Source organism: Pectobacterium aquaticum (assembly GCF_003382565.3).
Taxonomy (GTDB): domain Bacteria; phylum Pseudomonadota; class Gammaproteobacteria; order Enterobacterales; family Enterobacteriaceae; genus Pectobacterium; species Pectobacterium aquaticum.
In genome coordinates this window covers 2,301,951-2,324,172 of the sequence record NZ_CP086253.1, presented here as the reverse complement: position 1 = coordinate 2,324,172, position 22,222 = coordinate 2,301,951, and the positions used below count along the sequence as shown (strand labels likewise).

Genomic DNA, 22,222 nt, shown 5'->3' with positions numbered 1-22,222 from the left:
GTCAGCGCTTTATCCCGTAGCCTGCCGGTGTTTACCCGCAGGCTTTTTCTTTTTCATTCCGGCGCATCGGTATACAGGTGCAAACGCGGAATGAGCAGGCGAAGTTCGGCCGCTTTCGGTTTGTATTTATGCTTGATGTTGTTGGCGTCATAAGGATTGAGTTCGCCGATAATAGGGATGTCGCCGCCGGATTCCTGCTGACAAAGCACAAGCAGGGGTGACGGGCAGGGATGCTGAACCTGTTTCTGCTGTTCGGGATACCACACGCGGGCGATAGGCTGGACTTTGACCGGGCGTTTAATTTTCAAAATGGCGTCTTCCGGCAGCGACAAGACCGCGTCAATTTCCTGCTCGATATGTTCAATCCACTGCGCCTTGGTATACGGTGCTGCGTTTTTTGCCGCATTCAGGCTTTTGGTCAATTTTTCCAGTAGCTCCACACGTGTCATGTTCTTAATGATGTGCTTATTCGCCCAGCCAAAACGGACTGACGCTGGGTTGGTTATGAGCGTCAGCGAGCGGTAAGCGCTAAGCGTGATCAATCCTTTCAAATGCGTGTGGACGAACTCAAAGCGCTGTTCTGGCTCTAGCCCCGATTCGACGGTAATAATCTGCTCCAGCTCTTTTTTCAATGCGTTAATTTCCGCGATGAGCAACTGTGCTTGCTGATATTGGGTGGCATTGACGGAAAAGCAGAGTGCGCCCGGCAAGCGTATAGCGCTTTTACTGCTGAGCGTTTCCGGGTAGTGGTGAATGAACAGACGCTGAAAATGCATTAGCCCTTTATCGCGCGCCTCTTGTCCAACGTACTGCGTGACGGCGATATGCTCGATAGGATCGTGCTCCGTTCCTTTTTCCACATGCGGAAGGGAATAGACGCGACCAACTAGCAGCCGATATTCGGCAAACTGTTGTTGCATCAGAACCAGCTTGGTCTCTAACGTTTGGAAACAACGGTTCATGCGATCGATTAGCGCGTAGTGATTCATAGGTAAACTTCATTTTAGTTACAACATACTTATCTTTATACTGATAAATGGACACTTCAGCAATCGTGGTCGTCATTATTTCGGGCAGGATTAACGGGGGGCATCGTGGGTGTGAGCGGAAACAACGCGGAGTTTACCTGATTCAGGCAAACTCCGGTAAGAAAGAGGTTTAAAGGCGGCGTTTGAGTATCAGGCTGACTGCCAGCGCGAGAAATAAGAGGGCGCTCAGGAACGCGGCAATCCCCATCCAACCGAATGAATGCCAGAAGAACCCCCCCAGCGTGCCGGCCAGACTTGAACCCAGATAGTAAGAAAAGAGATACATTGATGACGCCTGACCTTTCGCGCGCCGCGCTCGTTGGCCAATCCAACTGCTGGCTACCGAGTGAGCGGCGAAGAAACCTGCGGTAAAGAGCATCATCCCGCCAAAGATCGCGAATAGCGGGCTCAGTGCCGTCATACCCAGTCCCGCTAGCATCAGGAGGATCGCAATGCTCAGCACCGGGCCGCGTCCGTAGCGGGCCGTTAATGCACCGGCTTTCGGCGAGCTGTAGCTTCCGGTGAGATAAACCACGGAAAGTAAGCCAACCACCGCCTGACTAAGTAAATAAGGCGGAGCCAGCAACCGATACCCAATGTAGTTAAACAGGGTAACGAACGCGCCCATCAGCAAAAATCCCTCAAGGAACAGCAGCGGCAAACCCGCGTCGCGCCAGTGCAGTTTGCTATTCAGCAGCAGCGTTTTCGGGCGCAGCGAACCGGGTCGGAAATGGCGTGATTCCGGCAGGATACGCCAGAACGTGATCGCGGCTATGAGTGCCAGTACGCCGATTGTGCCGATAGCAACCCGCCACGGGAAATAGTCCGTTAAAACGCCGCTAACCAGACGTCCGCTCATGCCGCCAATCGAGTTGCCGCTGATATATAACCCCATTGAAAACGCCAACACGCTGGGGTGAATTTCTTCACTCAAGTAGCTCATGGCGACGGCCGCGACACCGCTTAACGACAGACCCATCATTGCCCGCATAATCAATACGCCGTTCCAACTGGTCATAAACGCGCAAATGACGGTGCAGATTGCAGCCAGCATCAGCGACACAACCATCACATTCTTACGACCGATCGTGTCGGAGAGTGGGCCGGTGAACAGTAGCCCAAACGCCAGCATCACGGTCGATACGGAAAGCGACAGGCTGCTGGTCGCTGGCGAAATACCGAAATCCTGAGATAGCACCGGCAACAGCGGCTGAACACAATACAACAGGGCAAACGTCGCTAAACCAGCAGAAAACAGCGCCAGCGTGACGCGCATAAATTGTGGCGTACCACGCGTGATATAAGGCGTTTTACCAGAAGATTTAGGGGCAATATCATCCGCATCGTCGGCCGTAGAAATAGGCCAGTCGTTCGGTGCAGAAGATGGCAGGTTACTCACAATAATTCCTTACCGGGAAAGGTAAATCAGGCGTAAAACAACAATGAGAGGATCATAGAAGAGTGATATTATTTTGTATAATATATTAATAATCATGATTGATATGTTTAAAGTATGAATATCGAACTACGTCATCTTCGCTATTTTATCGCGGTCGCGGAAGAGCTGCATTTTGGCCGAGCCGCAGAACGATTACGCATTTCCCAGCCGCCACTGAGCCAACAGATTCAGATTCTGGAAGAGCAGGTGGGGGCGAAATTGTTGGCGCGCAATAACCGGAATGTCCAGCTCACGCCAGCAGGCGAGATGTTTCTGAAAGAGGCCTGGTCGATTATCAGTCAGGTTGATCAGGCGGCAGAGCGGGCGTCCCGCATTCAACGCGGCGAAATTGGGGAATTAACGATCGGCTTTACCTCGTCCGCACCGTTTATCAAAAAGATCTCCAGCAGCCTGCTGCGTTTTCGCCAAACCTACCCGGAAGTGCATATTCAGATGATGGAGCTTAACACCAAGCAGCAAATTGAACCGCTGCTGAACGGTAAGCTCGATATCGGCATTATGCGCAATAATCCGTTGCCGGACGCGTTGGACCATCAGTTGCTGCTGCGTGAACCGCTGATTGCCGTCGTGCAGGAGTCCCATCCGTTAGCGCAGCAGGACGCAGGGCGAGCAATCAACATCACAAAGTTGGCGAATGAGCCGTTCGTTTTCTTCTCGCGCGCGGTTGGAACGGCGCTGTATGACGACACGCTGACGCTGCTGAAACGCTATGGCATCAGCCCCTACATTACGCAAGAAGTGGGCGAGGCAATGACCATCGTCGGGCTGGTATCGGCGGGATTGGGCGTGTCCATCTTGCCAGCGTCGTTCTTGCGTATTCGGGTCGATGGCGTGAAGTATTTGCTGCTGGAAGAAGAGGACGCCACAACGGAAGTCTGGCTGGTGACGGCGCGACATCAGCCGCAAAGTGCAGCGGCGAAAGTGCTGATGTCGCTGATGCTGGGTGGATAATCGTTAAAATATGCGCGCTAAATCACATAACGAATCAAATATTTGACGAGTTTAGTGAAAAGCCCCACCATACCCGCAGTTTTTTTATTTTGCAGCGTGAAAAATAGTCATACCGCAATAATAAAGATAAATTTTTCAACAGCAGTGCCAGCAATAATGCGAATGAGTAGGAGCTAGGTTTGTGATAGCCGACGGTCAACCAGGACACATCGATCAAATCAAACAAATGAATGCCGGTGCAGTGTATCGGCTGATCGATACATACGGCCCGATATCACGTATCGAACTGTCTAAACGCGCTCAGCTCGCGCCCGCCAGTATTACCAAAATCGTCCGCGAACTGCTGGAAGCTCATCTGGTGCAGGAAACTGAATATCAGGATGTGGGCAGCAGAGGACGTCCCGCTATCGGCCTAATTCTGGATACCGAGGCCTGGCACTATCTTTCCGCACGTATCAGCCATAATACCCTGTTATTGGCGCTGCGCGATCTCAGCAGCAAGCTGGTTGTGGAAGAAGAAATCCCGCTTCCCGCCGCGTCGCCACAGCCGCTGCTCGATCGTATTTTGAATGAAATCGACCAGTTTTTTATTCGTCATCAAAAGCGGTTGGAACGGCTAACGGCAATCGCGATTACCGCACCAGGCATGATTGATGCCAGTAAGGGCATGATTCACCGGATGCCATTTTATGACGTTGAAGAAATGGAGATTGGTCCAGCACTGGAACAGCGCACGGGGCTGCCGGTGTATTTGCAGCATGATATCTGCGCCTGGACGATGGCCGAAGCGCTATACGGCGCATCGCGCGATTGCCAAAATGTGATTCAGGTGGTGATCGACCATAACGTCGGTGCGGGTGTGATTACCGGCGGTCGTATCCTCCATGCGAGAAGCCGGAATCTAGTCGAAATCGGGCACACGCAGGTCGATCCCTATGGCAAACGTTGCTACTGCGGCAATCACGGCTGTCTGGAAACGGTCGCTAGCACGGAAAATATGCTGGAACTGGCGCAACAGCGCATGAATACGTCCATGAGTTCGCTTCTGCACGGTTCACCGCTTAGCGTTGAGAACCTGTGTGACGCTGCGCTCAATGGCGATCAGTTAGCCAAAGATATCATTAACGATGTCGGCCATAACGTAGGCCGTATAGTCGCCATCATGGTGAATCTCTTTAATCCCGATAAAATTCTGGTGGGCTCCCCCCTGAATAAAGCCGCCAGTATTTTACACCCCGCCATTTTAGGCTGTATTCAACAGCAATCATTCCCGCCCTATAGCCACAACATCCAGGTGGAAGCGACCCAGTTCTATAATCAGGGCACGATGCCTGGTGCCGCACTCGTCAAGGACGCGCTCTACAATGGATCGCTGCTGGTTAAACTGCTACAGGGATAACCATAAAGCCGTAGAGCAACAAAACATTGCGCTAACGCAAACTGCCTGAATGAGGCATAGCCTAGACTTTCACGCTTGGAAAGCATTTTAGCTGTGCTTGTTTTTTGGTATTCAGGTGGTCTGGAGTTATCCCATGTTGAAACGTATTTTTGTCACTGGTACTGATACCGCCGTTGGCAAAACAGTGGTATCCAAGGCGCTACTGCAAAAACTGGCGCTGGCAGGCAAATCGGTTGCGGGCTACAAACCGATAGCAAAAGGGTGCGAAGAGACGGAAGCAGGCCTGCGTAATAAAGATGCACTGCTGCTACAGGCCGCATCCACGCTCGAATTGCCCTATAACATGGTGAATCCTATCGCACTGCGGGAAGATGAAATCAGCGCCAGCGAAGGAACCATTGATTACTGCACGATGACGCAAGGCCTGCGCCACATGGGTGAAACGGCTGATATCGTGGTGGTTGAAGGCTCGGGCGGATGGCGAACCGTCATGAACGATCTGCGTCCGTATTCCGAATGGGTGGTGCAGGAACAGTTGCCTGTTGTGCTGGTTGTTGGCATCAAACTGGGCTGTATCAGCCATGCGCTGCTGACGGCGCAGGCGATCATCAACGATGGTTTACCGCTGGTCGGCTGGGTCGCTAACCGTATTAACCCCGGACTGGCGAATTACGCAGAAATCATTCACGTTCTGCGGAAAAAAATTCCGGCACCGCAGTTGGGTGAACTGCCTTACTTGCCGCGCGCCGAACAGCGGGATCTCTCGTCTTATATCGATCTTTCTGCCGTCAGCTATTAATTTCTTTCGTCTTCTATTCCCGCTTCTCTGCGGGAATAAATTTTCTCCGCCACGCCACCTGTTATACTCACAGGCAGTTTTTCTTCTTATCCTGAAAATATAATGAAAACAGAGAATAACCAGCAGCAGACACCTGTCCCACATCGCCATTGGATTTTAATTGCCTGTATGTTGGCTATGTTCACGGCCGCGATTGAAGTGACAATTGTCGCCACGGCGCTGCCGACCATCATCGCGGATTTAGGCGGGTTTTCCCTATTGGGCTGGGTTTTTGCTGGCTATTTGCTGACACAGTCAATCAGTATTCCGATCTATGGCCGATTGGCCGATCTGTATGGCCGCAAAAAGATATTCTTCTTTGGCATGATCGTGTTCCTGCTTGGATCGATTCTGTGCGGATTCTCGACGCAGATGGGCTGGCTAATCGTCTTCCGCACTTTGCAAGGGCTGGGAGCGGGCGCGATTACGCCGATTGCCTTCACCATTGTTGCTGATGTGTACAGTTCGACCGAGCGCCCGAAAATACAGGGCTATTTGTCCAGCGTATGGGGCTTTTCCGCGATTATCGGCCCGCTGCTGGGTGCGTTTATCGTACAACACTTCAACTGGGCGCTGGTCTTCTGGGTTAACGTGCCGATTGGGCTATTCTCCATCTTCCTGCTGGCTCGTTATCTGCCAACGATCAATGCCGTACGCCAGCATCAGTTGGACTGGATGGGGGCGTTCTATCTGATTGTATCCGTCGCCAGTTTGCTGATGGCGCTGCTACAGGCTGAGGTGTTTGGTTACTGGGTGATCCCGCTGCTTGCGATCTCCGCCGTGGGCAGCATTCTGCTGGTTCGACAGGAAAAGCGCACGCCGGAGCCGCTGTTTCCATTGGCGCTGTGGCGCAATCGGGTCATTATCGCCAGCAATCTCGGCGGATTGGTCGTCGGAGCAGCCATGATGGGCGTGAGCGCTTTTTTGCCGACGTTTATTCAGGGTGTAATGGGTAAAAGCCCGCTGGAAGCTGGCAGCATACTGGCGATGATGTCGATTGGTTGGCCACTGGCCAGCACGCTAAGCGGGCGCTTAATGCTGTGGACGTCTTACCGGTTTACGGCAATGCTCGGCGGTATTGTGCTGCTTATCGGCAGCCTAACGCTTCTGACTGTTCAACCGGACAGCAACCTCATCTGGGCGCGGCTCGCAGCATTTTTGATCGGCTCGGGAATGGGGTTGAGTAGCACGACGTTCCTGGTATCGATACAAAATTCGGTTGACTACTCCATTCGCGGCATTGCGACAGCTTCCGCCATGTTTACCCGCATGCTGGGTTCAGCATTGGGAACGGCAATCCTTGGCGCGACGCTAAACATCAGTCTGCACTGGCGATTGCCGGAAGTGAGCGATCCACTCCAGACGCTAATGGATCCGGCCAAGCGCATCCTGCTGAGCGTAAACCAGCTCGATACGCTGGCATCGCAAGTCGCCTCGTCAATCCACGGCGTATTTATCGTTTCGGCACTTATCGCCGCTATCACACTGCTTTCCGCCAGAATGATCCCAGCAAGCCAGCGGCCGGGGCATGCTGAAACCAGACAAAAATAACGGAAAAAGAAAAGGGAACCCCACGCCAGAAGGCGTGGGTAAAAAATCAGGGGGTAACGGGGCGGCCAGTACGACGATCGAGACAGCGATCGGTGGTATTTTCCCAGTAAGCATTGACGTTGTAGCTGGCGTTGCATTTTTCACGCCCATCAATCGCTTTCTCAGTTTTATCGAATTCTTTCTCAACGCGGTTATTGACTTTATTACGTAATGAGCGGGTTGAATCCCATTGCTCTTTGCTTTGACGCGCCGCCTCTTTTGACAACGCGCTGTCGCCTGAATCGACAATGATATGCCGCGTCTCTGCCAGTGCAGCAGGCTGCCAGGCAGCGGAAACGATTACCAAAGAAAGCGGGATGAGAGCCCGAATCAGAGAAGAAAAAGAGTAGTGGTTCATGTTTCACCTTGACAGAACGAATGATAAAAACAAACGCCGGTGCCGCAAAACGATAACGCGCACGGCAAGCAATAGACAACATAAAGGCGACCGCCGTTCCCTGTAACCTCCACGCGTTGTGCAAAAGGAAGGTTACCTATAACAAGAAGTATACATCCTTCGCTTCAACGGCACTATAACCGCACCGCACCGCACCGCACCGCACTGAAGGCGTCGCTGACAAAAGAAAAGGGCATGAAACAGCATTCATTCATGCCCTTAATGCACGTTCTTGGTGGTTATCAGCCTTCGCGGTGTATGCTTAGCCCAGCAAAAGACTGGCTGACCGGCATCATTTCCAACGTATTGATATTGACGTGTGCTGGCAGGGTGGCCACCCAGAAAACGGCTTCAGACACATCTTCGGCGGTCAGCGGCGTCGTGTTGTCATAGGTTTTACTGACTTTATCGTCGTTCCCTTTAAAACGTACGGCCGAGAACTCGGTTCCACCGACCAGACCCGGCTCAATATTTGTTACACGGATTTGGGTGCCAGACAGATCGGCACGCAACCCAAGACTAAACTGCTGTACGAACGCTTTACTGGCACCGTACACGTTACCGCCTGCATATGGCCAGTTTCCTGCAGTAGAACCGATGTTGATAACGTGCCCGATATTACGCTCCACCATGGCTGGCAGCAGCGCGCGCGTCATGAACACCAGCCCTTTGTTGTTGGTATCGATCATGTTTTCCCAATCATCTACCGATGCTTTATGCGCAGGTTCCAGACCCAGCGCCAGTCCAGCATTGTTCACCAGCACATCAATTGTCTGCCATTCGGCTGGCAGGGAGGCAACTGCTTGTTCAATCGCCTGACGGTCGCGTACATCCAGTTTTAACGGATACAGCGCATCACCCAGTTCTGCCTTCAGCGCATCCAGCCGTTCCTGACGGCGACCCGTCGCGATCACTTTATGGCCCGCACTAATAAATTTACGCGTAATTGACTCACCAAACCCAGCCGTTGCACCGGTAACAAAAATAATCATGCTCTTATTTCTCCCTGACCGTTTTCATATTTTGCTTGTGCCTGATACCAATATAAATAATGAAAGGCATGCCATCATTTAGCCGTGCAATTCACCATGGGTCAAGCGTTACTCGGGTTTCAACGATGTGGTTCAGGAATAATCGCCCCTCAGAACGAGAGGCGAATGCCGAAGAATGCCCAGTTGTCGAAAAGTGACTAACTAGCTATCTTAATTAACCAATGTGCTGTTTCATCACTGAAAAGGACCATTCCATGCCCCATATCGATGTCAAACACTTCCCAAGAAATCTGTCTGAAGAAGAGAAGAAAACCGTCGCGGAAGATCTTGCTGCGGTCCTGAAGAAGCATTTCGGTTCTTCCGACGAATCGCTTTCTGTCGCGTTAAACGAAATCCAGCCGGAGCGCTGGAAAGATGACGTTTACGACCCGTTCATCAAACCTCAGTTGGATACATTGCCGAAAAAGCCGGGATATTCGTATTAATTCGCCCGCATCCTGACAGATTAATTTGCCTACTCTGAGACTTTCCAAGGGGCAGTGTAGAACGGAAAAAGCCGATAACCTGTTAAGTGTTATCGGCTTTTCACCATGCGGTAAAGCAGGGGGATTACGCGGTCAGCAGAGGCTGTGCCGTGCTTTCAACCAGATCCAGCAGGACTTTGACATCGTCCAGGTTGACAGTTGGGTTCAGCAACGTCAGTTTCAGGCAGGTCACACCGTTAAACTCGGTGACGCCTACGTTGGCACGACCTGATTCCAGCAGTGCATCGCCAATGCGTTGGTTCAGCAAAGCGATAGTCGCATCATCCGCTGTCGCCAGCTGTTGCGGACGGAAACGGAACAGTACGCTTGCCAGTTGTGGCTGCATCACCAATTCCAGTGAAGCATGCCCATCCACATACTGCGCAACCTGCTGCGCCAGCGTAACACCGTGATCGATGATCGCCGCATACTGCTGTTGGCCTAATGCTTCCAGACCCATCCACAGCTTCAGCGCATCAAAACGACGCGTCGTCTGCAATGATTTCGACACCAGATTAGGGACGCCCTGTGCTTCATCGAACTCAGAGTTCAGGTAAGCCGCTTGATAGCGCATCAGTTCATAGTGGCGAGCTTCTTTCAGCAAGAAAGCGCCGCAGCTGATGGTCTGGAAGAATTGTTTGTGGAAATCCAACGTGATGGAATCCACCAACTCAATGCCGTCCAGATAATCGCGATACTTCTCTGACAGCAGCAGTGCGCCGCCCCAGGCTGCATCAACGTGTACCCAAATCTGGTGTTCTGCCGCCAGTGTTGCAATCGCCCGCAGAGGATCGATCGCACCGGCATCAGTAGTACCTGCCGTCGCCACAATCGCCAGAATCTGCTCGCCGTTAGCCTTGGCCAGCGCCACTTTCTCCGCTAAATCGTTCAGATCCATCCGCGCGAAGCGATCGGTTTTCACCAGCGTAACGCATTGATAACCCAGACCCAGCAAAGCCATGTTCTTTTGCACCGAGAAATGGGCATTTTCAGAACAGAACACTTTAATTTTCTTCAGGTTACCAACCAATCCATCTTGCTGGATCGAATGTCCCTGACGGGCAAAGAAGGCATCACGCGCCAGCATCAACCCCATCAGGTTACTCTGGGTGCCACCACTGGTGAACACGCCAGCGTCACCAGACTGATAGCCAACCTGAGTACGCAGCCACTCAATCAGCTTCATCTCGATGATGGTGGCTGACGGGCTTTGATCCCAGGAGTCCATGCTCTGGTTCGTGGCGTTAATCAAGACTTCCGCCGCCTGACTGACCACCAAACTCGGGCAGTGCAGGTGAGCGACGCACTGTGGGTGATGCACCGACAGGCTGTCTTTCAAAAAGTACTCAATTGCACGATCAATAGCGATCTGGTTACCCAGACCCTGCGGATTAAAATCCAGCGTGATGCGCTCACGCAGTTCAGCAACGGTTTTCCCCTGATACATCTCAGGCTGTTGCAGCCACTGCATGACGGCTTGACTACTCTGCGTAATCGCTTCCTGATAGGCTTCGATACTCTGTGCAGAAGAGGCCAGAATCGGGTTAATTTTTGTTTCCACTGCTTCTGTTTCCACTAATTGGGACATCGTGGTCATTCGCTCCACTCAGACTGGCTTCACGCCAGCAGACAGCAGGGCGTTTTCAAATTTATCCAGGAAGATTTCCAATTCAGCATTGCTGATCAGCAGGGAAGGCAGCAGACGCAGAACGCAACCATGACGGCCACCGCGCTCCAGAATCAGACCCGTTTCAAAGCATTTTTTCTGCAACAGGGCCGATAGCTCGCCGTCAGCCGGGTAGCAACCCATGTGATCCTGCGCTTCATTAGGTTTAACAATCTCAATCCCGATCATTAATCCCAGACCGCGAATGTGGCCGATCACCGGATAGCGTTTTTGTAGCTCAGCCAGCTTGGCTTTTAGCCATTCGCCTTGCTCAGCGACTTTGTTTGCAACCTGATTGTCTTTGAGGTGCTTCAGCGTCGTCAGGCCGGTTGCCATCGCCAGTTGGTTACCACGGAAAGTACCGGTATGGTGACCCGGAGCCCAGGCATCGAACTGCTTTTTGATACCCAGAACAGCTAATGGCAAGCCACCACCCACTGCTTTAGACATCACGATAATATCTGGCTCAATACCAGCGTGTTCAAAGGCGAAGAATTTACCTGTACGTGCAAAACCCGCCTGAACTTCGTCGATGATCAACAGAATGCCGTGTTCCTGCGTGACTTTACGGATGCGTTGCAACCACTCAACAGGTGCTGGGTTAACGCCGCCTTCACCCTGAACCGCTTCCAGAATGACTGCCGCGGGTTTGCGTACGCCACTCTCAACGTCGTTGATCAGGTTTTCAAAGTAGTAGGTCAATGCTTTAACGCCAGCTTCACCGCCAATGCCCAGCGGGCAGCGGTACTGATGCGGGTAAGGCATAAACTGGACTTCAGGCATCATACCGTCGACCGCTTCTTTCGGTGACAGGTTACCCGTTACCGACAGCGCACCATGCGTCATGCCGTGGTAGCCACCAGAGAAGCTGATCACACCAGCACGACCGGTGTATTTTTTTGCCAGTTTCAGCGCAGCTTCAACAGCATCGGCGCCAGAAGGGCCCGTGAACTGGAGGCAGTACTCTTTGCCCTGACCAGGCAGTAAGGAAAGCAGATACTCGGAGAACTGATCTTTCAACGGCGTTGTCAGATCAAGGGTATGTAACGGCAAGCCGCTAGTAATGACACGTTGGATGCTTTGCAGCACGTCAGGATGGTTATGTCCAAGCGCCAGCGTTCCCGCCCCTGCCAGACAATCAAGATATTGATTATTCTCAACATCGGTAATCCACACGCCTTCAGCTTTCGCAATTGCTAGAGGCAATTTGCGTGGATAACTCCTCACGTTCGATTCAAATTCAGCTTGCCTTGCCAAATAGGTTTCATTGTTTCCGTTTAATGAATTCGCACCTAAACTGTCAATACGGACTTTATCCGTCATCATATCTCTCCTACAACCGTGTGCTCGCAGGCAACCACAGTTGAATAAATGAATTAAACATGTAACTGCTATAAGAAAAACGCGGCCAATATAGGGTTTTTCAGTCACCGACTCAATGATTTATTTCGTTTAGAAACTTTTATTTTTTCATATATAAATCAATTGTTTGAGTGATTGATTGTTAATCATGATGCCACAACAATCTTACATGCTTATTAAATAAGCAAAAAATCTTTCCTAACACTGGGGAAAATTAAATAGAAAGACAGATAACCACACGAGAAATTCCCGTCAAACGCCCTATGTCAAAGCTGCTTTTTATTCATATAGAGCGAATAAATTATTTATTTATCAAAATATTGATTGATTTTTTGCACGGCACAGGCAAAAAGCAGTATGCCATACCATCACTGGTGACAGCCGATGTCGAGTTCTATTATCGACCATGCCACAGCAGACCGAGTGGCATTTATCGATATTCACAATCATAGACGGAGGAAAAATGGCTACTTATATGACTCAACAGATGAGTAATCCCAAAACCATTACCATCACTTACTACCGTAAGCAGAGCAGCGCGCATGTCAGCCACGACGAATCAGGGCGTTTTACGGACGATGCCGTCGCAAACTATGCACAATTTAATAATCTTCGCCCCGAAGACGTTGTTCGGGGCAATTATAAGAGCGGGCAAGGCGTGCCAGTAGGCGGTAAGGTTTTTGAAATTTAAGTATTAAAAAGAAAGCCCGCTAAGTCTGTTATCAGGCTTTATGCGGGCTTTCTTTCGTATAGCGCTAACTGCCCCAGCGATTTCTGAGATAATTAACCGCTTCCTGGGTCTGTGGTTGATTGAGATAGTTCTCTCTGAACAGAATCGTCCCGTTGATTTGCGGCATAGACTCGTTCAAATCGAGCTGCTTTTTCAGCTCCGGCACGCCGCCATTTATTGTCCAGTCAGGTTCATTCTTTGAGGGTTCACCCACTTTATACAGCGCAACGCCAATATAGAGGCGTGTGTTTGTGGGCTTCACCACATCCGCCCACCATTTTGCCAAGACATCATAACGCGCTGCATCACGTGAAAAAGGCCAGTAGATCTGTGGGGCAATGTAATCCAGCAACCCTTTCTGCACCCACAGGCGAGTATCGGCATAAGCTTCATCGTAAGCCGCCGCGCCTCGCGTGTCTGAGCCTGCTGCATCGTGTGATCGGTTGCGCCATACGCCTGCAGGGCTGACGCCAAATTCAACCTCGGGTTTCAACTGCTTGATAGTGTGCGACACCTGCTCAATCAACTGCTGTGTATTGTATCGCCGCCAGTCTGCCTTTGAGCGAAATCCCTGACCATATCTTTTAAAGGTCTCGCCATCGTTAAGTATCGAACCGGATGATTCAGCATAGAAGTAATCATCGAACTGCACACCGTCAATAGGATAACGCGCCACGACTTCGGCCACGATACTGGTGATCCAACTTCGCGCTTCTGGGATACCTGGGTCGAGCACAAAGCGATCGCCGGCCGTGCGGATCCAGTCACGATGCAACACAAATACGCTGGCAGGATTTTGCGACAAGGTGCGATTTAGCTCTGTCACCGTTGACGACTTAGTGTTAACGGAGACGCGATAGGGATTAAACCAGGCATGAACTTTCATACCGCGTTTGTGCGCCTCATCCAACATGAACTGGAGTGGGTCGTAGCCCGGTTCCTGACCAATATTGCCCGTTAGCATATCTGACCAAGGCAATATTTTAGAACGCCAGAGCGCGGTACCATCAGGTTTAACCTGAAAAAATACGGTATTGATACCGAGGTTTTTTAATTTATCCAGCTTCCCTTTCAGCGCATCCTGCTGCTGAGTTATGCGGATAGCAGGGCTGCTGGCATTGACGGATCCCACCGGTGGCCAATCCAAGCGGGAGACGGTCGCCAGCCACACACCGCGCATGGGTTCCTTATTCTGCTGAGATTTCGCCGGCAGCGACTGTTGGACAGAAGGAAGGGGGGTGACAAGCGAACTCGGTGGTTTAGACGCGCAACTGACAAGTAGAAGCGCAGCGGCAATAAGTACGACTGGCTTTTTCACGTTGATTAGCTCTTATTTCTGCGACTATTAGCCCAAGGATCAACAGCACTATCATCTGGTTTTACGAGAGCGGAACCGTCCAGAGAATCAAGGTACAGTGCTTCAACTTCAGCACGCGCCCAAGGGGTCCGACGCAGAAACTTTAAACTGGATTTGACGCTCGGATCGCTTTTAAAGCAATTGATGTTGATCCGTTTACCCAACTCAACCCAGCCAAAACGGGCAACCAGCGCATTGACTTGCATTTCAAGTGTTACACCATGCAAAGGATCTTTAGAAGTATGAGCTGTCATGTAACGTCCAGTAGTTTCAGATTTTTGTGTTCAGGATTAGGCTTGTAGCAAGGGAGGTTACAAGAAAGCAGGGCGAGCGGCAATGCTATGCCCATAACACAATCACACTGACAGGCTGAGATATACCCTGAATAATTCGAGTTTCAGGAAGGCGGCAAACGCAGGACAAATTAAAAATAATTTAACATCTTGGCGATAATAACCATAGAATTAACCTAGTCATTGCTGCGTGATGTATGTGATGGCGTAGGACGCAATATAACAAGAGCAATATTGGGCTGGCCGATTTATGGTGGTCAGATTCTCTGAGTATGTCGTGCTGTGGAACACAAGCGAGAGTTCAAGATGAATAAAATGACCAAGATCTGTTTTTCTGTGCTGTTGGCCGGTAGTTTGCTGACCCCTGTTTTGGCAAACGCCACCACGTCGGAAGATATGCGTGGTATGCAGAAAAGTTATACCGCCGCCACTAAAGCGGATGATGCCGCCGCGCTGAAAACCGCGCTGAGCACATTCCGTGAGCACGTTGAGCACGCTAAAACGCAGGTGCCGCCTGATTTCGCCAAACAGCCTGCCGATGGCCCAGACAGAAAAGCCTATGTGGAAGGTCTGGATAAAATTCTGCAAAAAGTGGACAGCGCACAGGCTCTGGCGGATGCCGGTAAACTGAGCGAAGCCAAAGCGATGTTAGCTGAAATCAATACCCTGAAAGGCGAATATCACAGTAAATTGAGAGGCTAAGCCGCTTTTCGTTTACCATAAGCCGCCAGTGAGATCGCACTCACTGGCGGCTTTTTTGTTATAAACGTTAGGACAGTCAGGATTGCCAGCTAAGGGGAAACAGGATGATGAACACAATGGTAAATTTAGCGGATATGGCCGAAGGGAATTACCCCGAGTATCGCCAGTTTTTTATTCTTGAATATGCTCAGGATCTACAGGAATCCCGAGGATATGACGCAGAAAAGGCGAGGGCGATCGCCACGCAATCGATCGATATTGCGCTACCGCAGGGCGTTCACACGGCAGCCAATAAGTTATGGTGCATTCATTCCTCAAATAACGCAGGTGTCATCATTGGTTATTTGTGGGTGGTTCTGAAAGAGAATTCTGCCTGGGTCTCTGATTTTTGTCTCCTGCCTACGTGGCGAGGCCGCGGTTTTGGTAAAGCCTCACTTGCCGCAATGGATGTGGCGCTAACCGCATTAGGTATTAGCGAAATCGGGCTGAGAGTTGCCACGAATAACCCGATTGCCAAGGGGTTATATGAAAAAAGTGGTTTCCAGATGACCGGCTTTAACATGCACAAAAATCTGGAATCAGACTGTGATTGAGCTTATGACGTAAAAAGTGCTCTCCGACAATACCTGCCCTCAGCCCCTTATCTCTTGTTCAGCTAAAGTTCAAAAAAAAAGCGCCGATAGACAAGTAGCAGGGAACTCATTGCAAGGGAATGTTGATTACGATCAGGGTCAACATCAGGAGAGCCATAATGGCCAAGCAATTAATACAAAAAAAGACAATGAGCACCCGCGGCCAGGTATTGTTAACTGGCGCATTAACTATCGCACTCGGTTTCGCTGTCACCATTGGGGTGCTCAGTTGGCAGTCTAGTAAAGAACAAAAATCTCTGGCCGAACGCTATTTACAGCAAATAGCCCAAAGTGAAGCATTAAGAATTCAACAGGAACTCAACTACGCCCGAGATGTGGCGCATAACCTCGGACAAGGGCTGGTTGCCTTGCCCGCAGCCGGCATTAAAGACCGCGCGGTGGTCGATAAAATGACGGAGTATGCTCTGCGGGATAACCCAGAATACCTCTCGATTTCAGTCATTTTTGAAGAGAATGTGTTTGACGGCCGTGATGCCGAGTTTGCCGAACAGCCAGGCCAGGCGCCTAAAGGACGCTACGCCTGGTTTGTTGACCGCGATCAGGCTGGCAATTACAAAATGCACCCTCTGCAGTCCTTCCTGACTCCCGGCCAGGGCGATTACTACCTGTTGCCGCAAAAGAGCCAGAAAGATACGCTCATCGAACCCTACTCTTATGCTTACAATGGCGTTCCAACGCTGCTGACGTCAGTCGCCGCACCGATTGTCAGTCAGGGGAAACTGTGGGGAGTCGTGACTTCAGACATTTCGCTTGCGTCATTACAGGACAAAATTAACCGGATTAAGCCTTGGGAAGGTGGCGGTTACGCGATGCTGCTATCCAGTGCGAGTAAAGTCATCTCTTATCCTGATAAATCTCAGACAAGCAAAGCCTGGCAAGGACCGACGGACAATTTCACGTCCTCAGTGGTACAACACGACGATGCCATTCTGGGTGAAGAAGCGTTGATTACCTGGCAACCCATTACTATCGGCAACAGCACAGATAAATGGCATTTGGCCATTGTTGTCCCAGTGAGTCAGGTGATGGCCGCTTCTGAACGCCAGTTGATGAATGCCGTCATCATGATGGTGATCAGCATTCTGTTGGTGAGCGCGCTGCTGGGTTGGGTATTCAGCCGCAAAGTGCTTAAACCACTGGGTGGCGAACCACGCGAAGCCGCTACCATTGCGCTGGCCGTTGCGGAAGGTCGACTGAGCAATGTGATTGATGTGCAACCCAACGATCGCAGTAGTCTGTTCTTCGCGCTGAATACGATGCAGTCACAACTGCGTCAGGTGGTCGGACAGATCAAAGACGCCAGTGACTCCGTGCGACAAGGCGCAGCGGAAATTGCCAGCGGTAACCTCAACCTTGCATCGCGTACAGAACAGCAGGCGGCTGCGCTGGAACAAACCGCAGCAAGTATGGAAGAAATTACCGCAACGGTGAAACACAATGCCAACAACGCCCACCAGGCCACGACGCTGACAGAGAATGCCACAAAAATTGCTCAGCGTGGCGAATCGCTGGTCAGTCAGGTGGTTCAGACGATGTCGCAGATTGATGAGAGTGCGAAGAAAATTGGCGATATTACCACCATGATTAACAGTATCGCTTTCCAGACCAACATTCTGGCGTTGAACGCCGCGGTAGAAGCGGCACGAGCGGGTGAGCAGGGAAGAGGATTCGCCGTTGTGGCATCGGAAGTTCGCAGCTTGGCACAGCGCAGCGCCAGCGCAGTGAAAGAGATTGCCGCACTGATTGAGGAATCCAGCCAGCGCGTTGAAAGCGGCGTTAAACTGGTGAACGATGCCGGTAAAACCATGCAGGATATGACACACGCCGTCAGCTCGGTGCAAAGTATCATCGGTGAGATTGTCACGGCATCGGATGAGCAGGCGAAGGGCATTAGCCAAGTCACGATTGCCGTCAATGAAATGGATGGTGTGACGCAGCAAAACTCCGCGCTGGTACAGCAGATGTCGGCTGCAGCCAGTTCGCTGGAAGATCAGTCTATGTCGTTAGCGCAGGCGATAGAGCATTTTCGTTTGGAACAGCACCACGTGTCACCTCGTGCGTTGTTAAAGTAAAAAAGTGACGCCGTCACCCGGCTACCTAACGGTTGCTGGGTGACATATTCAATCCTCTCGTGATTTTTGCTCCACATCCCACCTGAATTTTCTTCAACATCGAATATGGCATTCGTCACTTTGTGAAAGTTGTATCTAACCTTTAATTAAGGCAGATTAAATCATCCTGATATTGTTAAGAAAAAATAATCATGCACTTGAATTACCCTTGCCTGAGAGCGTTCATGGAGATTGTCCGTAGCGGCAGTTTTGAAATTGCGGCCCGCAAACTCCACGTCACGCCGTCTGCCATCAGCCAGCGTATCAAGCAGTTAGAAGATCAGCTTGGTCAGGTACTGATCGTAAGGGGAAATCCGTGTCGAGCAACGCTGACGGGGCAAGCGTTACTTCGACACGCAGAACAGATAGATATGTTGGAGAATGAGCTTTTCAGCACGCTTGAAATGCCGACCAGACAGAGTCTTTCAGTGGCTGTGAATGCGGATTCAATAGACGGGTGGTTTCTGGATGCGATGGACGATGCTTGCCACCAATCCAGTATTTTGCTCGATATCCTCGTCGAGGATCAGGAACATTCAGCAACCTTGCTGCGTGAAGGTCGGGTCATGGCAGCGGTCAGCGCCAGCCCGGAACCGATTCAAGGCTGTGGCGTAGAATATTTAGGAACGATGCGTTACCGCGCGTATTGCTCACCGATTTTTCACGAGACGTACTTTGCGGATGGCATCCATGCGGACAGTTTGCAAAAAGCGCCGCTCCTGATATTTAACAATAAAGACAGATTACAGTCCTTATTTATAGCATCACTGGTTCCAGAGGCGATTGAACCGCCGCAGCAATTTGTTCCTTCAACAGCGGCTTTTGTCGGTGCTATTCTCAGAGGGCTAGGGTGGGGGATGATCCCAGAAAATATGGCATCATCGCATACGGGAAAAGGCGAATTAGTACCATTTCAAGCCGGAAATCCTATCGATATTCGTCTGTATTGGCACTGTTGGAATATCCGTTCTGCATCGTTGGAAGCGTTAAGCCAGAGCGTGCGAATTGCGGCCGCTCGGCATCTTTTTCGGTAATGGTGTCAAGCCAAGGACACAAGCGCCCACGACGTAAACGTTAGCGGCGGCCCCGTAGGTTTGTACTAGCTGACCATTCATAAGTCGCTGAGGAATCAGGTTTAAACTTATTTTTCTTTTTCTCGGCCTTTGCCTGTTTTGCTACGATTTCACGTTCTTTCATAAGCTTATCGATGTAATCGTCTTTAATATGATTACTCTCAGAGTTTGTCAGCGGGCGGTCCTGTTTTTTTCGCGCCTGATCGAGTAACGTCTTAAGCTGACGTTGTTCACTTTCAGTCATGTCTTTCTGAGTCAGTCTTGGCATGGGAATGTACCTAATAAGCGGGCTGGAAAATACATTGTAGAGGAAAACGCTCTGAGGCTCAGATAAATCGTAAAGCGAACCTTCCTGATTTCTTGATAATTGGCACACAACTTACTTATTCAGGCACGATAGAAAAACACATATCGGAGAGAAACCATGTCACCAGAATTGGCCGTAGCGGCACAGTTTAAGGCCTATAACGAACATGACATAGATGCATTCGTGTCATGTTTTGCACCTGATTTCAAAGCGTATCGTATGCCAGCAGAAACGCCGTCGATGGTAGGAAAAGAGGCGCTGAGAGAGTTTTACGTGAATAACCGATTCAACAACCCAAAACTGCAGGGCAAGATCATGAACGTTTTTTGCACAATTCGACGTCAACATTGACCTGACGAGTCGACTATGATCTTATGCTCCTCTTTTGAGGAGTGACCATGAATTTAGATACCATCAAAGCGCATTTCAGTATCATCCGCGATGAACGACAAAGCGCAAAAGTGGATTACCCACTGTTTGATATTTTGTTTGCTTCAATCTGCGCAGTGATAGCGGGAGGCCAGGGCTGGACTGACATTCGTGAGTACGTTCTCGGCCATCATGACTGGTTCCTTAAACAGGGCTTATTTGAAAAAGGTGTGCCCGTTGATGATACCTTTGCTCGCCTAATTTCAAATATTGAGCCCGCTGAATTCCGCGATTGTTTTCTCGCCTGGATGAAAGCCGTGCACAAGTTAACCTGTGGTGAAGTCGTCGCTATTGATGGCAAGACTTTGCGCGGCTCTTATGACAGAGACGACAGGCAAAGCACCATCCATATGGTAAGTGCCTATGCCAGCGCCAACCAACTCGTATTGGGCCAGCTTAAAACTGATGCTAAAAGCAATGAAATCACCGCGATACCCGCGCTGATTCAGATGTTGGACTTGCGAGGTGCCATCGTGACAATTGATGCGATGGCCTGTCAGACCAAGATTGCCAAGGCGATTACGAGCAAAGGTGGCGACTACTTATTGGCAGTTAAGGGCAATCAAGGCAAGTTAGCGGCAGCGATACAGGCCGCTTTTACCCCACATCGGCGCGCGCCAATTGACAGGGGCATATCTCAAGTTGAGAAGCAGAAAAGCCGAGTGGAGGCACGCACTTACCATGTACTGGATGCCAGTGATATGGTTGGGGATTTCTCTGCCTGGCTCGGGCTAACCAGCATAGTCATGGTCGAAAGTTACCGCGCAGCAAAAGGCAAAGCGCCAGAGTTGGAGTACCGCTACTACATCAGTTCAGCCAAACTAACCCCAGAGCAGGCCGGAGATGCGATACGGGCCCATTGGGGTATCGAGTCCATGCATTGGATTTTAGATGTCAGTATGCGAGAGGATGCTTGCCAGATTTACCGAGAAAACGCCGCAGAAAACTTGGCAGGGTTAAGGCACATGGCGCTGAACATGCTCAGAGCCGAGCCAACGAAGATTAGCGTACCGATGAAACAAAAACGCTGCATGATGAAACCCGTGTTCTTGGAGCAAGTTCTTATGGCTGGATTAACGTCAATGGTTAAATGTTGATCACTCATGCGGACGCCCTGCCCAAAACTGAGAGCGGAATTGGTATCTCGTACCGTGTTAGGCAATAAGGTGTTTGACCATGAGTTAATTCATGGGCTTTCAGCGGAGCCAATAGAAAGTATTGCCGTCTTTGAGGTAGATAACGGTCTTATTAATACAGCTTGGTTTTTCTTTCGTTAGGTAGATGGTGTTTTACGAATGCGGGGATTTGCTCAGTGGAACGGCCAGTTTCCGCGAATGCTTCTTTTGGTTCGCATAATGTACGACACGTTATGTTGAAAAGGCCGCTGCGAAAATCGAATCCCGCAGCGGCCTCTTTAGCATAACGTCATTATGCGAACCATTAACTATCTGCCCATTTTTCATGGATCTTTATAATATTTCGATGCTTAGATGATTGCTGAAAATATGTCGGATTCTCTTTTACTGCGTCATTTAGTACATGTCTGTATTCAATTTTCATATCATCATTATCAAAATAACCTTTAATAATGCAAAAACATAACCTATCCAATGAATTTAAATAATTCTCGATGCATTCATTGAGATATAAAGATGCAGAGTCCAATTCATCCTGTTTTCCCTTGTCTTTTAAATCCAAAGCGTGAATGCTTGCCTTTGATAATTCCAGCCTATTTGTTTTTATCTGACTCTCCATTTCAAGGAATGCACCTAACTCATTGATTCTATTTGATTTTATTGCTTCTTCATTAGATTTTACAGCCTCTTTAACTTGATAAGTTAATTTATCTAATTGAGCAATTGCAACTTTTAGCATGCCTAAAGCAATTACCGCCGAAATTATATAAACAATCAGGGATATAACATTGTAATTTTCAGTTGTCATGTTCAGTTACCTTGCTGTGTTTTTTGCACGACAATCGATTTGGCTTTTGCTATTAATTCATGTAATTTTGCTGAATCTTGACTGGCTGTCGATATGTTTTTATTACCGCCAAGGTAATGATACAGCTCTACCCAAAATCGTTGTTTGGCTTCCTTGGTAAGGAAGGCATTATTGATAACACGTTCAGCATTTATTAATATTTCTTTATAGTTATGTGGTGCATCCCATAACTGGGTTGCTATTTTTTGAGCATATTCTTTTGAGGTCAATTTCATACTCCTTGAGTTAAATACCACTTTTATTTAAAAACATAAGTTCTTATCATTGTGTTTTTCGACAAGATTCATTCGTCAATAACTTCACCGCGAAGCGGTTCGGGGTTCAGTGACACCCGAACTTTACCGTGGTTTCCCACGG

At 49.8% G+C, this 22,222-nt stretch carries 23 protein-coding genes and 1 pseudogene; 13 read left to right on the top strand and 11 right to left on the bottom strand.

The features are described from left to right. Positions 1 to 53: 53 nt before the first annotated feature. Together tus and DMB82_RS10755 are read right to left on the bottom strand one after the other, a co-directional pair. Positions 54 to 989 carry a DNA replication terminus site-binding protein gene (tus, locus tag DMB82_RS10760; RefSeq protein ID WP_116155245.1) on the bottom strand — a complete coding sequence of 312 codons (936 nt, stop codon included), beginning with the start codon at positions 987 to 989 and terminating at the stop codon, positions 54 to 56. Positions 990 to 1,158: 169 nt separating this feature from the next. Next, positions 1,159 to 2,427 carry an MFS transporter gene (locus DMB82_RS10755; protein ID WP_116155246.1) on the bottom strand — a complete coding sequence of 423 codons (1,269 nt, stop codon included), beginning with the start codon at positions 2,425 to 2,427 and terminating at the stop codon, positions 1,159 to 1,161. A 114-nt stretch (positions 2,428 to 2,541) separates the two neighbouring features. Here DMB82_RS10755 and DMB82_RS10750 point away from each other — a divergent pair, with 114 nt between their 5' ends. From DMB82_RS10750 to DMB82_RS10735, 4 genes are all read left to right on the top strand, one after another. Then, the gene (locus DMB82_RS10750; RefSeq protein ID WP_102117657.1) at positions 2,542 to 3,438 is read left to right on the top strand and encodes a LysR family transcriptional regulator; all 897 of its coding nucleotides are present in this window, start codon (positions 2,542 to 2,544) and stop codon (positions 3,436 to 3,438) included. A 181-nt stretch (positions 3,439 to 3,619) separates the two neighbouring features. Beyond that, positions 3,620 to 4,837 carry a sugar metabolism global transcriptional regulator Mlc gene (gene mlc, locus DMB82_RS10745; RefSeq protein WP_102117658.1) on the top strand — a complete coding sequence of 406 codons (1,218 nt, stop codon included), beginning with the start codon at positions 3,620 to 3,622 and terminating at the stop codon, positions 4,835 to 4,837. Between the two features lie 133 nt (positions 4,838 to 4,970). Then, complete coding sequence (gene bioD / locus DMB82_RS10740; protein WP_102117659.1) at positions 4,971 to 5,636, top strand: dethiobiotin synthase; 666 nt, start codon at positions 4,971 to 4,973, stop codon at positions 5,634 to 5,636. A gap of 102 nt (positions 5,637 to 5,738) precedes the next feature. Then, positions 5,739 to 7,226 carry an MDR family MFS transporter gene (locus DMB82_RS10735; RefSeq protein WP_102117660.1) on the top strand — a complete coding sequence of 496 codons (1,488 nt, stop codon included), beginning with the start codon at positions 5,739 to 5,741 and terminating at the stop codon, positions 7,224 to 7,226. A gap of 46 nt (positions 7,227 to 7,272) precedes the next feature. On the opposite strand, the gene DMB82_RS10730 is transcribed toward DMB82_RS10735, so the two are convergent. Together DMB82_RS10730 and ydfG are read right to left on the bottom strand one after the other, a co-directional pair. Continuing rightward, positions 7,273 to 7,623, bottom strand: a complete 351-nt coding sequence (locus tag DMB82_RS10730; RefSeq protein ID WP_102117661.1) for a DUF1283 family protein — start codon at positions 7,621 to 7,623, stop codon at positions 7,273 to 7,275. A 281-nt stretch (positions 7,624 to 7,904) separates the two neighbouring features. Then, positions 7,905 to 8,654, bottom strand: coding sequence for a bifunctional NADP-dependent 3-hydroxy acid dehydrogenase/3-hydroxypropionate dehydrogenase YdfG (ydfG, locus tag DMB82_RS10725; RefSeq protein ID WP_102117662.1), 750 nt, complete (start codon positions 8,652 to 8,654; stop codon positions 7,905 to 7,907). Positions 8,655 to 8,908: 254 nt separating this feature from the next. On the opposite strand from ydfG, the gene pptA reads away from it, so the two are divergent. After that, positions 8,909 to 9,139 (top strand): tautomerase PptA, encoded by a 231-nt coding sequence (pptA, locus tag DMB82_RS10720; RefSeq protein ID WP_039519521.1) that lies wholly within the window; start codon positions 8,909 to 8,911, stop codon positions 9,137 to 9,139. Between the two features lie 124 nt (positions 9,140 to 9,263). Here pptA and DMB82_RS10715 read toward each other — a convergent pair whose 3' ends face one another. Beyond that, positions 9,264 to 10,766, bottom strand: a complete 1,503-nt coding sequence (locus tag DMB82_RS10715) for a pyridoxal phosphate-dependent decarboxylase family protein (RefSeq protein ID WP_420892622.1) — start codon at positions 10,764 to 10,766, stop codon at positions 9,264 to 9,266. Positions 10,767 to 10,784: 18 nt separating this feature from the next. Next, positions 10,785 to 12,170 (bottom strand): diaminobutyrate--2-oxoglutarate transaminase, encoded by a 1,386-nt coding sequence (locus tag DMB82_RS10710; protein WP_029367562.1) that lies wholly within the window; start codon positions 12,168 to 12,170, stop codon positions 10,785 to 10,787. A gap of 499 nt (positions 12,171 to 12,669) precedes the next feature. On the opposite strand from DMB82_RS10710, the gene DMB82_RS10705 reads away from it, so the two are divergent. Continuing rightward, positions 12,670 to 12,897: a hypothetical protein gene (locus DMB82_RS10705; RefSeq protein ID WP_102117665.1), complete on the top strand. Its 228-nt coding sequence runs from the start codon at positions 12,670 to 12,672 to the stop codon at positions 12,895 to 12,897. 64 nt (positions 12,898 to 12,961) lie between these two features. Here the strand turns inward: DMB82_RS10705 and DMB82_RS10700 are convergent, their stop codons facing one another. Next, complete coding sequence (locus tag DMB82_RS10700) at positions 12,962 to 14,254, bottom strand: glycoside hydrolase family 10-like protein (RefSeq protein ID WP_102117666.1); 1,293 nt, start codon at positions 14,252 to 14,254, stop codon at positions 12,962 to 12,964. Positions 14,255 to 14,259: 5 nt separating this feature from the next. After that, on the bottom strand, positions 14,260 to 14,547 hold the full coding sequence (locus tag DMB82_RS10695) for a VF530 family protein (protein ID WP_102117667.1): 288 nt from the start codon (positions 14,545 to 14,547) through the stop codon (positions 14,260 to 14,262). A gap of 345 nt (positions 14,548 to 14,892) precedes the next feature. On the opposite strand from DMB82_RS10695, the gene DMB82_RS10690 reads away from it, so the two are divergent. From DMB82_RS10690 to DMB82_RS10675, 4 genes are all read left to right on the top strand, one after another. Beyond that, positions 14,893 to 15,288 carry a cytochrome b562 gene (locus DMB82_RS10690; protein WP_102117668.1) on the top strand — a complete coding sequence of 132 codons (396 nt, stop codon included), beginning with the start codon at positions 14,893 to 14,895 and terminating at the stop codon, positions 15,286 to 15,288. Between the two features lie 116 nt (positions 15,289 to 15,404). Further along, positions 15,405 to 15,881 (top strand): GNAT family N-acetyltransferase, encoded by a 477-nt coding sequence (locus tag DMB82_RS10685; protein ID WP_116155293.1) that lies wholly within the window; start codon positions 15,405 to 15,407, stop codon positions 15,879 to 15,881. A gap of 158 nt (positions 15,882 to 16,039) precedes the next feature. After that, positions 16,040 to 18,013 (top strand): methyl-accepting chemotaxis protein, encoded by a 1,974-nt coding sequence (locus DMB82_RS10680; RefSeq protein WP_102117669.1) that lies wholly within the window; start codon positions 16,040 to 16,042, stop codon positions 18,011 to 18,013. A 191-nt stretch (positions 18,014 to 18,204) separates the two neighbouring features. Continuing rightward, positions 18,205 to 19,086, top strand: a complete 882-nt coding sequence (locus DMB82_RS10675) for an HTH-type transcriptional regulator ArgP (protein ID WP_116162238.1) — start codon at positions 18,205 to 18,207, stop codon at positions 19,084 to 19,086. Positions 19,087 to 19,126: 40 nt separating this feature from the next. On the opposite strand, the gene DMB82_RS10670 is transcribed toward DMB82_RS10675, so the two are convergent. Continuing rightward, entirely contained in the window at positions 19,127 to 19,393 is a 267-nt protein-coding gene (locus DMB82_RS10670; protein WP_010296014.1) for a YjbD family protein, read from the bottom strand. A gap of 156 nt (positions 19,394 to 19,549) precedes the next feature. Between DMB82_RS10670 and DMB82_RS10665 the strand changes: the two genes are divergently transcribed. The 3 genes and pseudogenes from DMB82_RS10665 to DMB82_RS10655 form a co-directional block, all read left to right on the top strand. After that, positions 19,550 to 19,783, top strand: a complete 234-nt coding sequence (locus tag DMB82_RS10665) for a nuclear transport factor 2 family protein (RefSeq protein ID WP_420892621.1) — start codon at positions 19,550 to 19,552, stop codon at positions 19,781 to 19,783. A 47-nt stretch (positions 19,784 to 19,830) separates the two neighbouring features. Continuing rightward, complete coding sequence (locus DMB82_RS10660) at positions 19,831 to 20,958, top strand: ISAs1 family transposase (RefSeq protein ID WP_102119602.1); 1,128 nt, start codon at positions 19,831 to 19,833, stop codon at positions 20,956 to 20,958. Between the two features lie 21 nt (positions 20,959 to 20,979). Then, positions 20,980 to 21,138, top strand: a pseudogene (locus DMB82_RS10655) (steroid delta-isomerase); the annotation flags it as partial. Between the two features lie 163 nt (positions 21,139 to 21,301). Here the strand turns inward: DMB82_RS10655 and DMB82_RS10650 are convergent. Together DMB82_RS10650 and DMB82_RS10645 are read right to left on the bottom strand one after the other, a co-directional pair. Continuing rightward, complete coding sequence (locus tag DMB82_RS10650; protein WP_116163004.1) at positions 21,302 to 21,805, bottom strand: hypothetical protein; 504 nt, start codon at positions 21,803 to 21,805, stop codon at positions 21,302 to 21,304. A gap of 2 nt (positions 21,806 to 21,807) precedes the next feature. Continuing rightward, on the bottom strand, positions 21,808 to 22,074 hold the full coding sequence (locus DMB82_RS10645; RefSeq protein WP_125176108.1) for a hypothetical protein: 267 nt from the start codon (positions 22,072 to 22,074) through the stop codon (positions 21,808 to 21,810). Positions 22,075 to 22,222: the final 148 nt, after the last annotated feature.

Bases quoted from the DNA above. Each gene is read 5' to 3' on its own strand.
- tus (WP_116155245.1), bottom strand. From the start codon at position 989: ATGAATCACTACGCGCTAATCGATCGCATGAACCGTTGTTTCCAAACG.
- DMB82_RS10750 (WP_102117657.1), top strand. From the start codon at position 2,542: ATGAATATCGAACTACGTCATCTTCGCTATTTTATCGCGGTCGCGGAA.
- bioD (WP_102117659.1), top strand. From the start codon at position 4,971: ATGTTGAAACGTATTTTTGTCACTGGTACTGATACCGCCGTTGGCAAA.
- DMB82_RS10735 (WP_102117660.1), top strand. From the start codon at position 5,739: ATGAAAACAGAGAATAACCAGCAGCAGACACCTGTCCCACATCGCCAT.
- DMB82_RS10730 (WP_102117661.1), bottom strand. From the start codon at position 7,623: ATGAACCACTACTCTTTTTCTTCTCTGATTCGGGCTCTCATCCCGCTT.
- ydfG (WP_102117662.1), bottom strand. From the start codon at position 8,654: ATGATTATTTTTGTTACCGGTGCAACGGCTGGGTTTGGTGAGTCAATT.
- pptA (WP_039519521.1), top strand. From the start codon at position 8,909: ATGCCCCATATCGATGTCAAACACTTCCCAAGAAATCTGTCTGAAGAA.
- DMB82_RS10715 (WP_420892622.1), bottom strand. From the start codon at position 10,766: ATGTCCCAATTAGTGGAAACAGAAGCAGTGGAAACAAAAATTAACCCG.
- DMB82_RS10710 (WP_029367562.1), bottom strand. From the start codon at position 12,170: ATGATGACGGATAAAGTCCGTATTGACAGTTTAGGTGCGAATTCATTA.
- DMB82_RS10705 (WP_102117665.1), top strand. From the start codon at position 12,670: ATGGCTACTTATATGACTCAACAGATGAGTAATCCCAAAACCATTACC.
- DMB82_RS10695 (WP_102117667.1), bottom strand. From the start codon at position 14,547: ATGACAGCTCATACTTCTAAAGATCCTTTGCATGGTGTAACACTTGAA.
- DMB82_RS10690 (WP_102117668.1), top strand. From the start codon at position 14,893: ATGAATAAAATGACCAAGATCTGTTTTTCTGTGCTGTTGGCCGGTAGT.
- DMB82_RS10685 (WP_116155293.1), top strand. From the start codon at position 15,405: ATGGTAAATTTAGCGGATATGGCCGAAGGGAATTACCCCGAGTATCGC.
- DMB82_RS10680 (WP_102117669.1), top strand. From the start codon at position 16,040: ATGGCCAAGCAATTAATACAAAAAAAGACAATGAGCACCCGCGGCCAG.
- DMB82_RS10675 (WP_116162238.1), top strand. From the start codon at position 18,205: ATGCACTTGAATTACCCTTGCCTGAGAGCGTTCATGGAGATTGTCCGT.
- DMB82_RS10670 (WP_010296014.1), bottom strand. From the start codon at position 19,393: ATGCCAAGACTGACTCAGAAAGACATGACTGAAAGTGAACAACGTCAG.
- DMB82_RS10665 (WP_420892621.1), top strand. From the start codon at position 19,550: ATGTCACCAGAATTGGCCGTAGCGGCACAGTTTAAGGCCTATAACGAA.
- DMB82_RS10660 (WP_102119602.1), top strand. From the start codon at position 19,831: ATGAATTTAGATACCATCAAAGCGCATTTCAGTATCATCCGCGATGAA.
- DMB82_RS10650 (WP_116163004.1), bottom strand. From the start codon at position 21,805: ATGACAACTGAAAATTACAATGTTATATCCCTGATTGTTTATATAATT.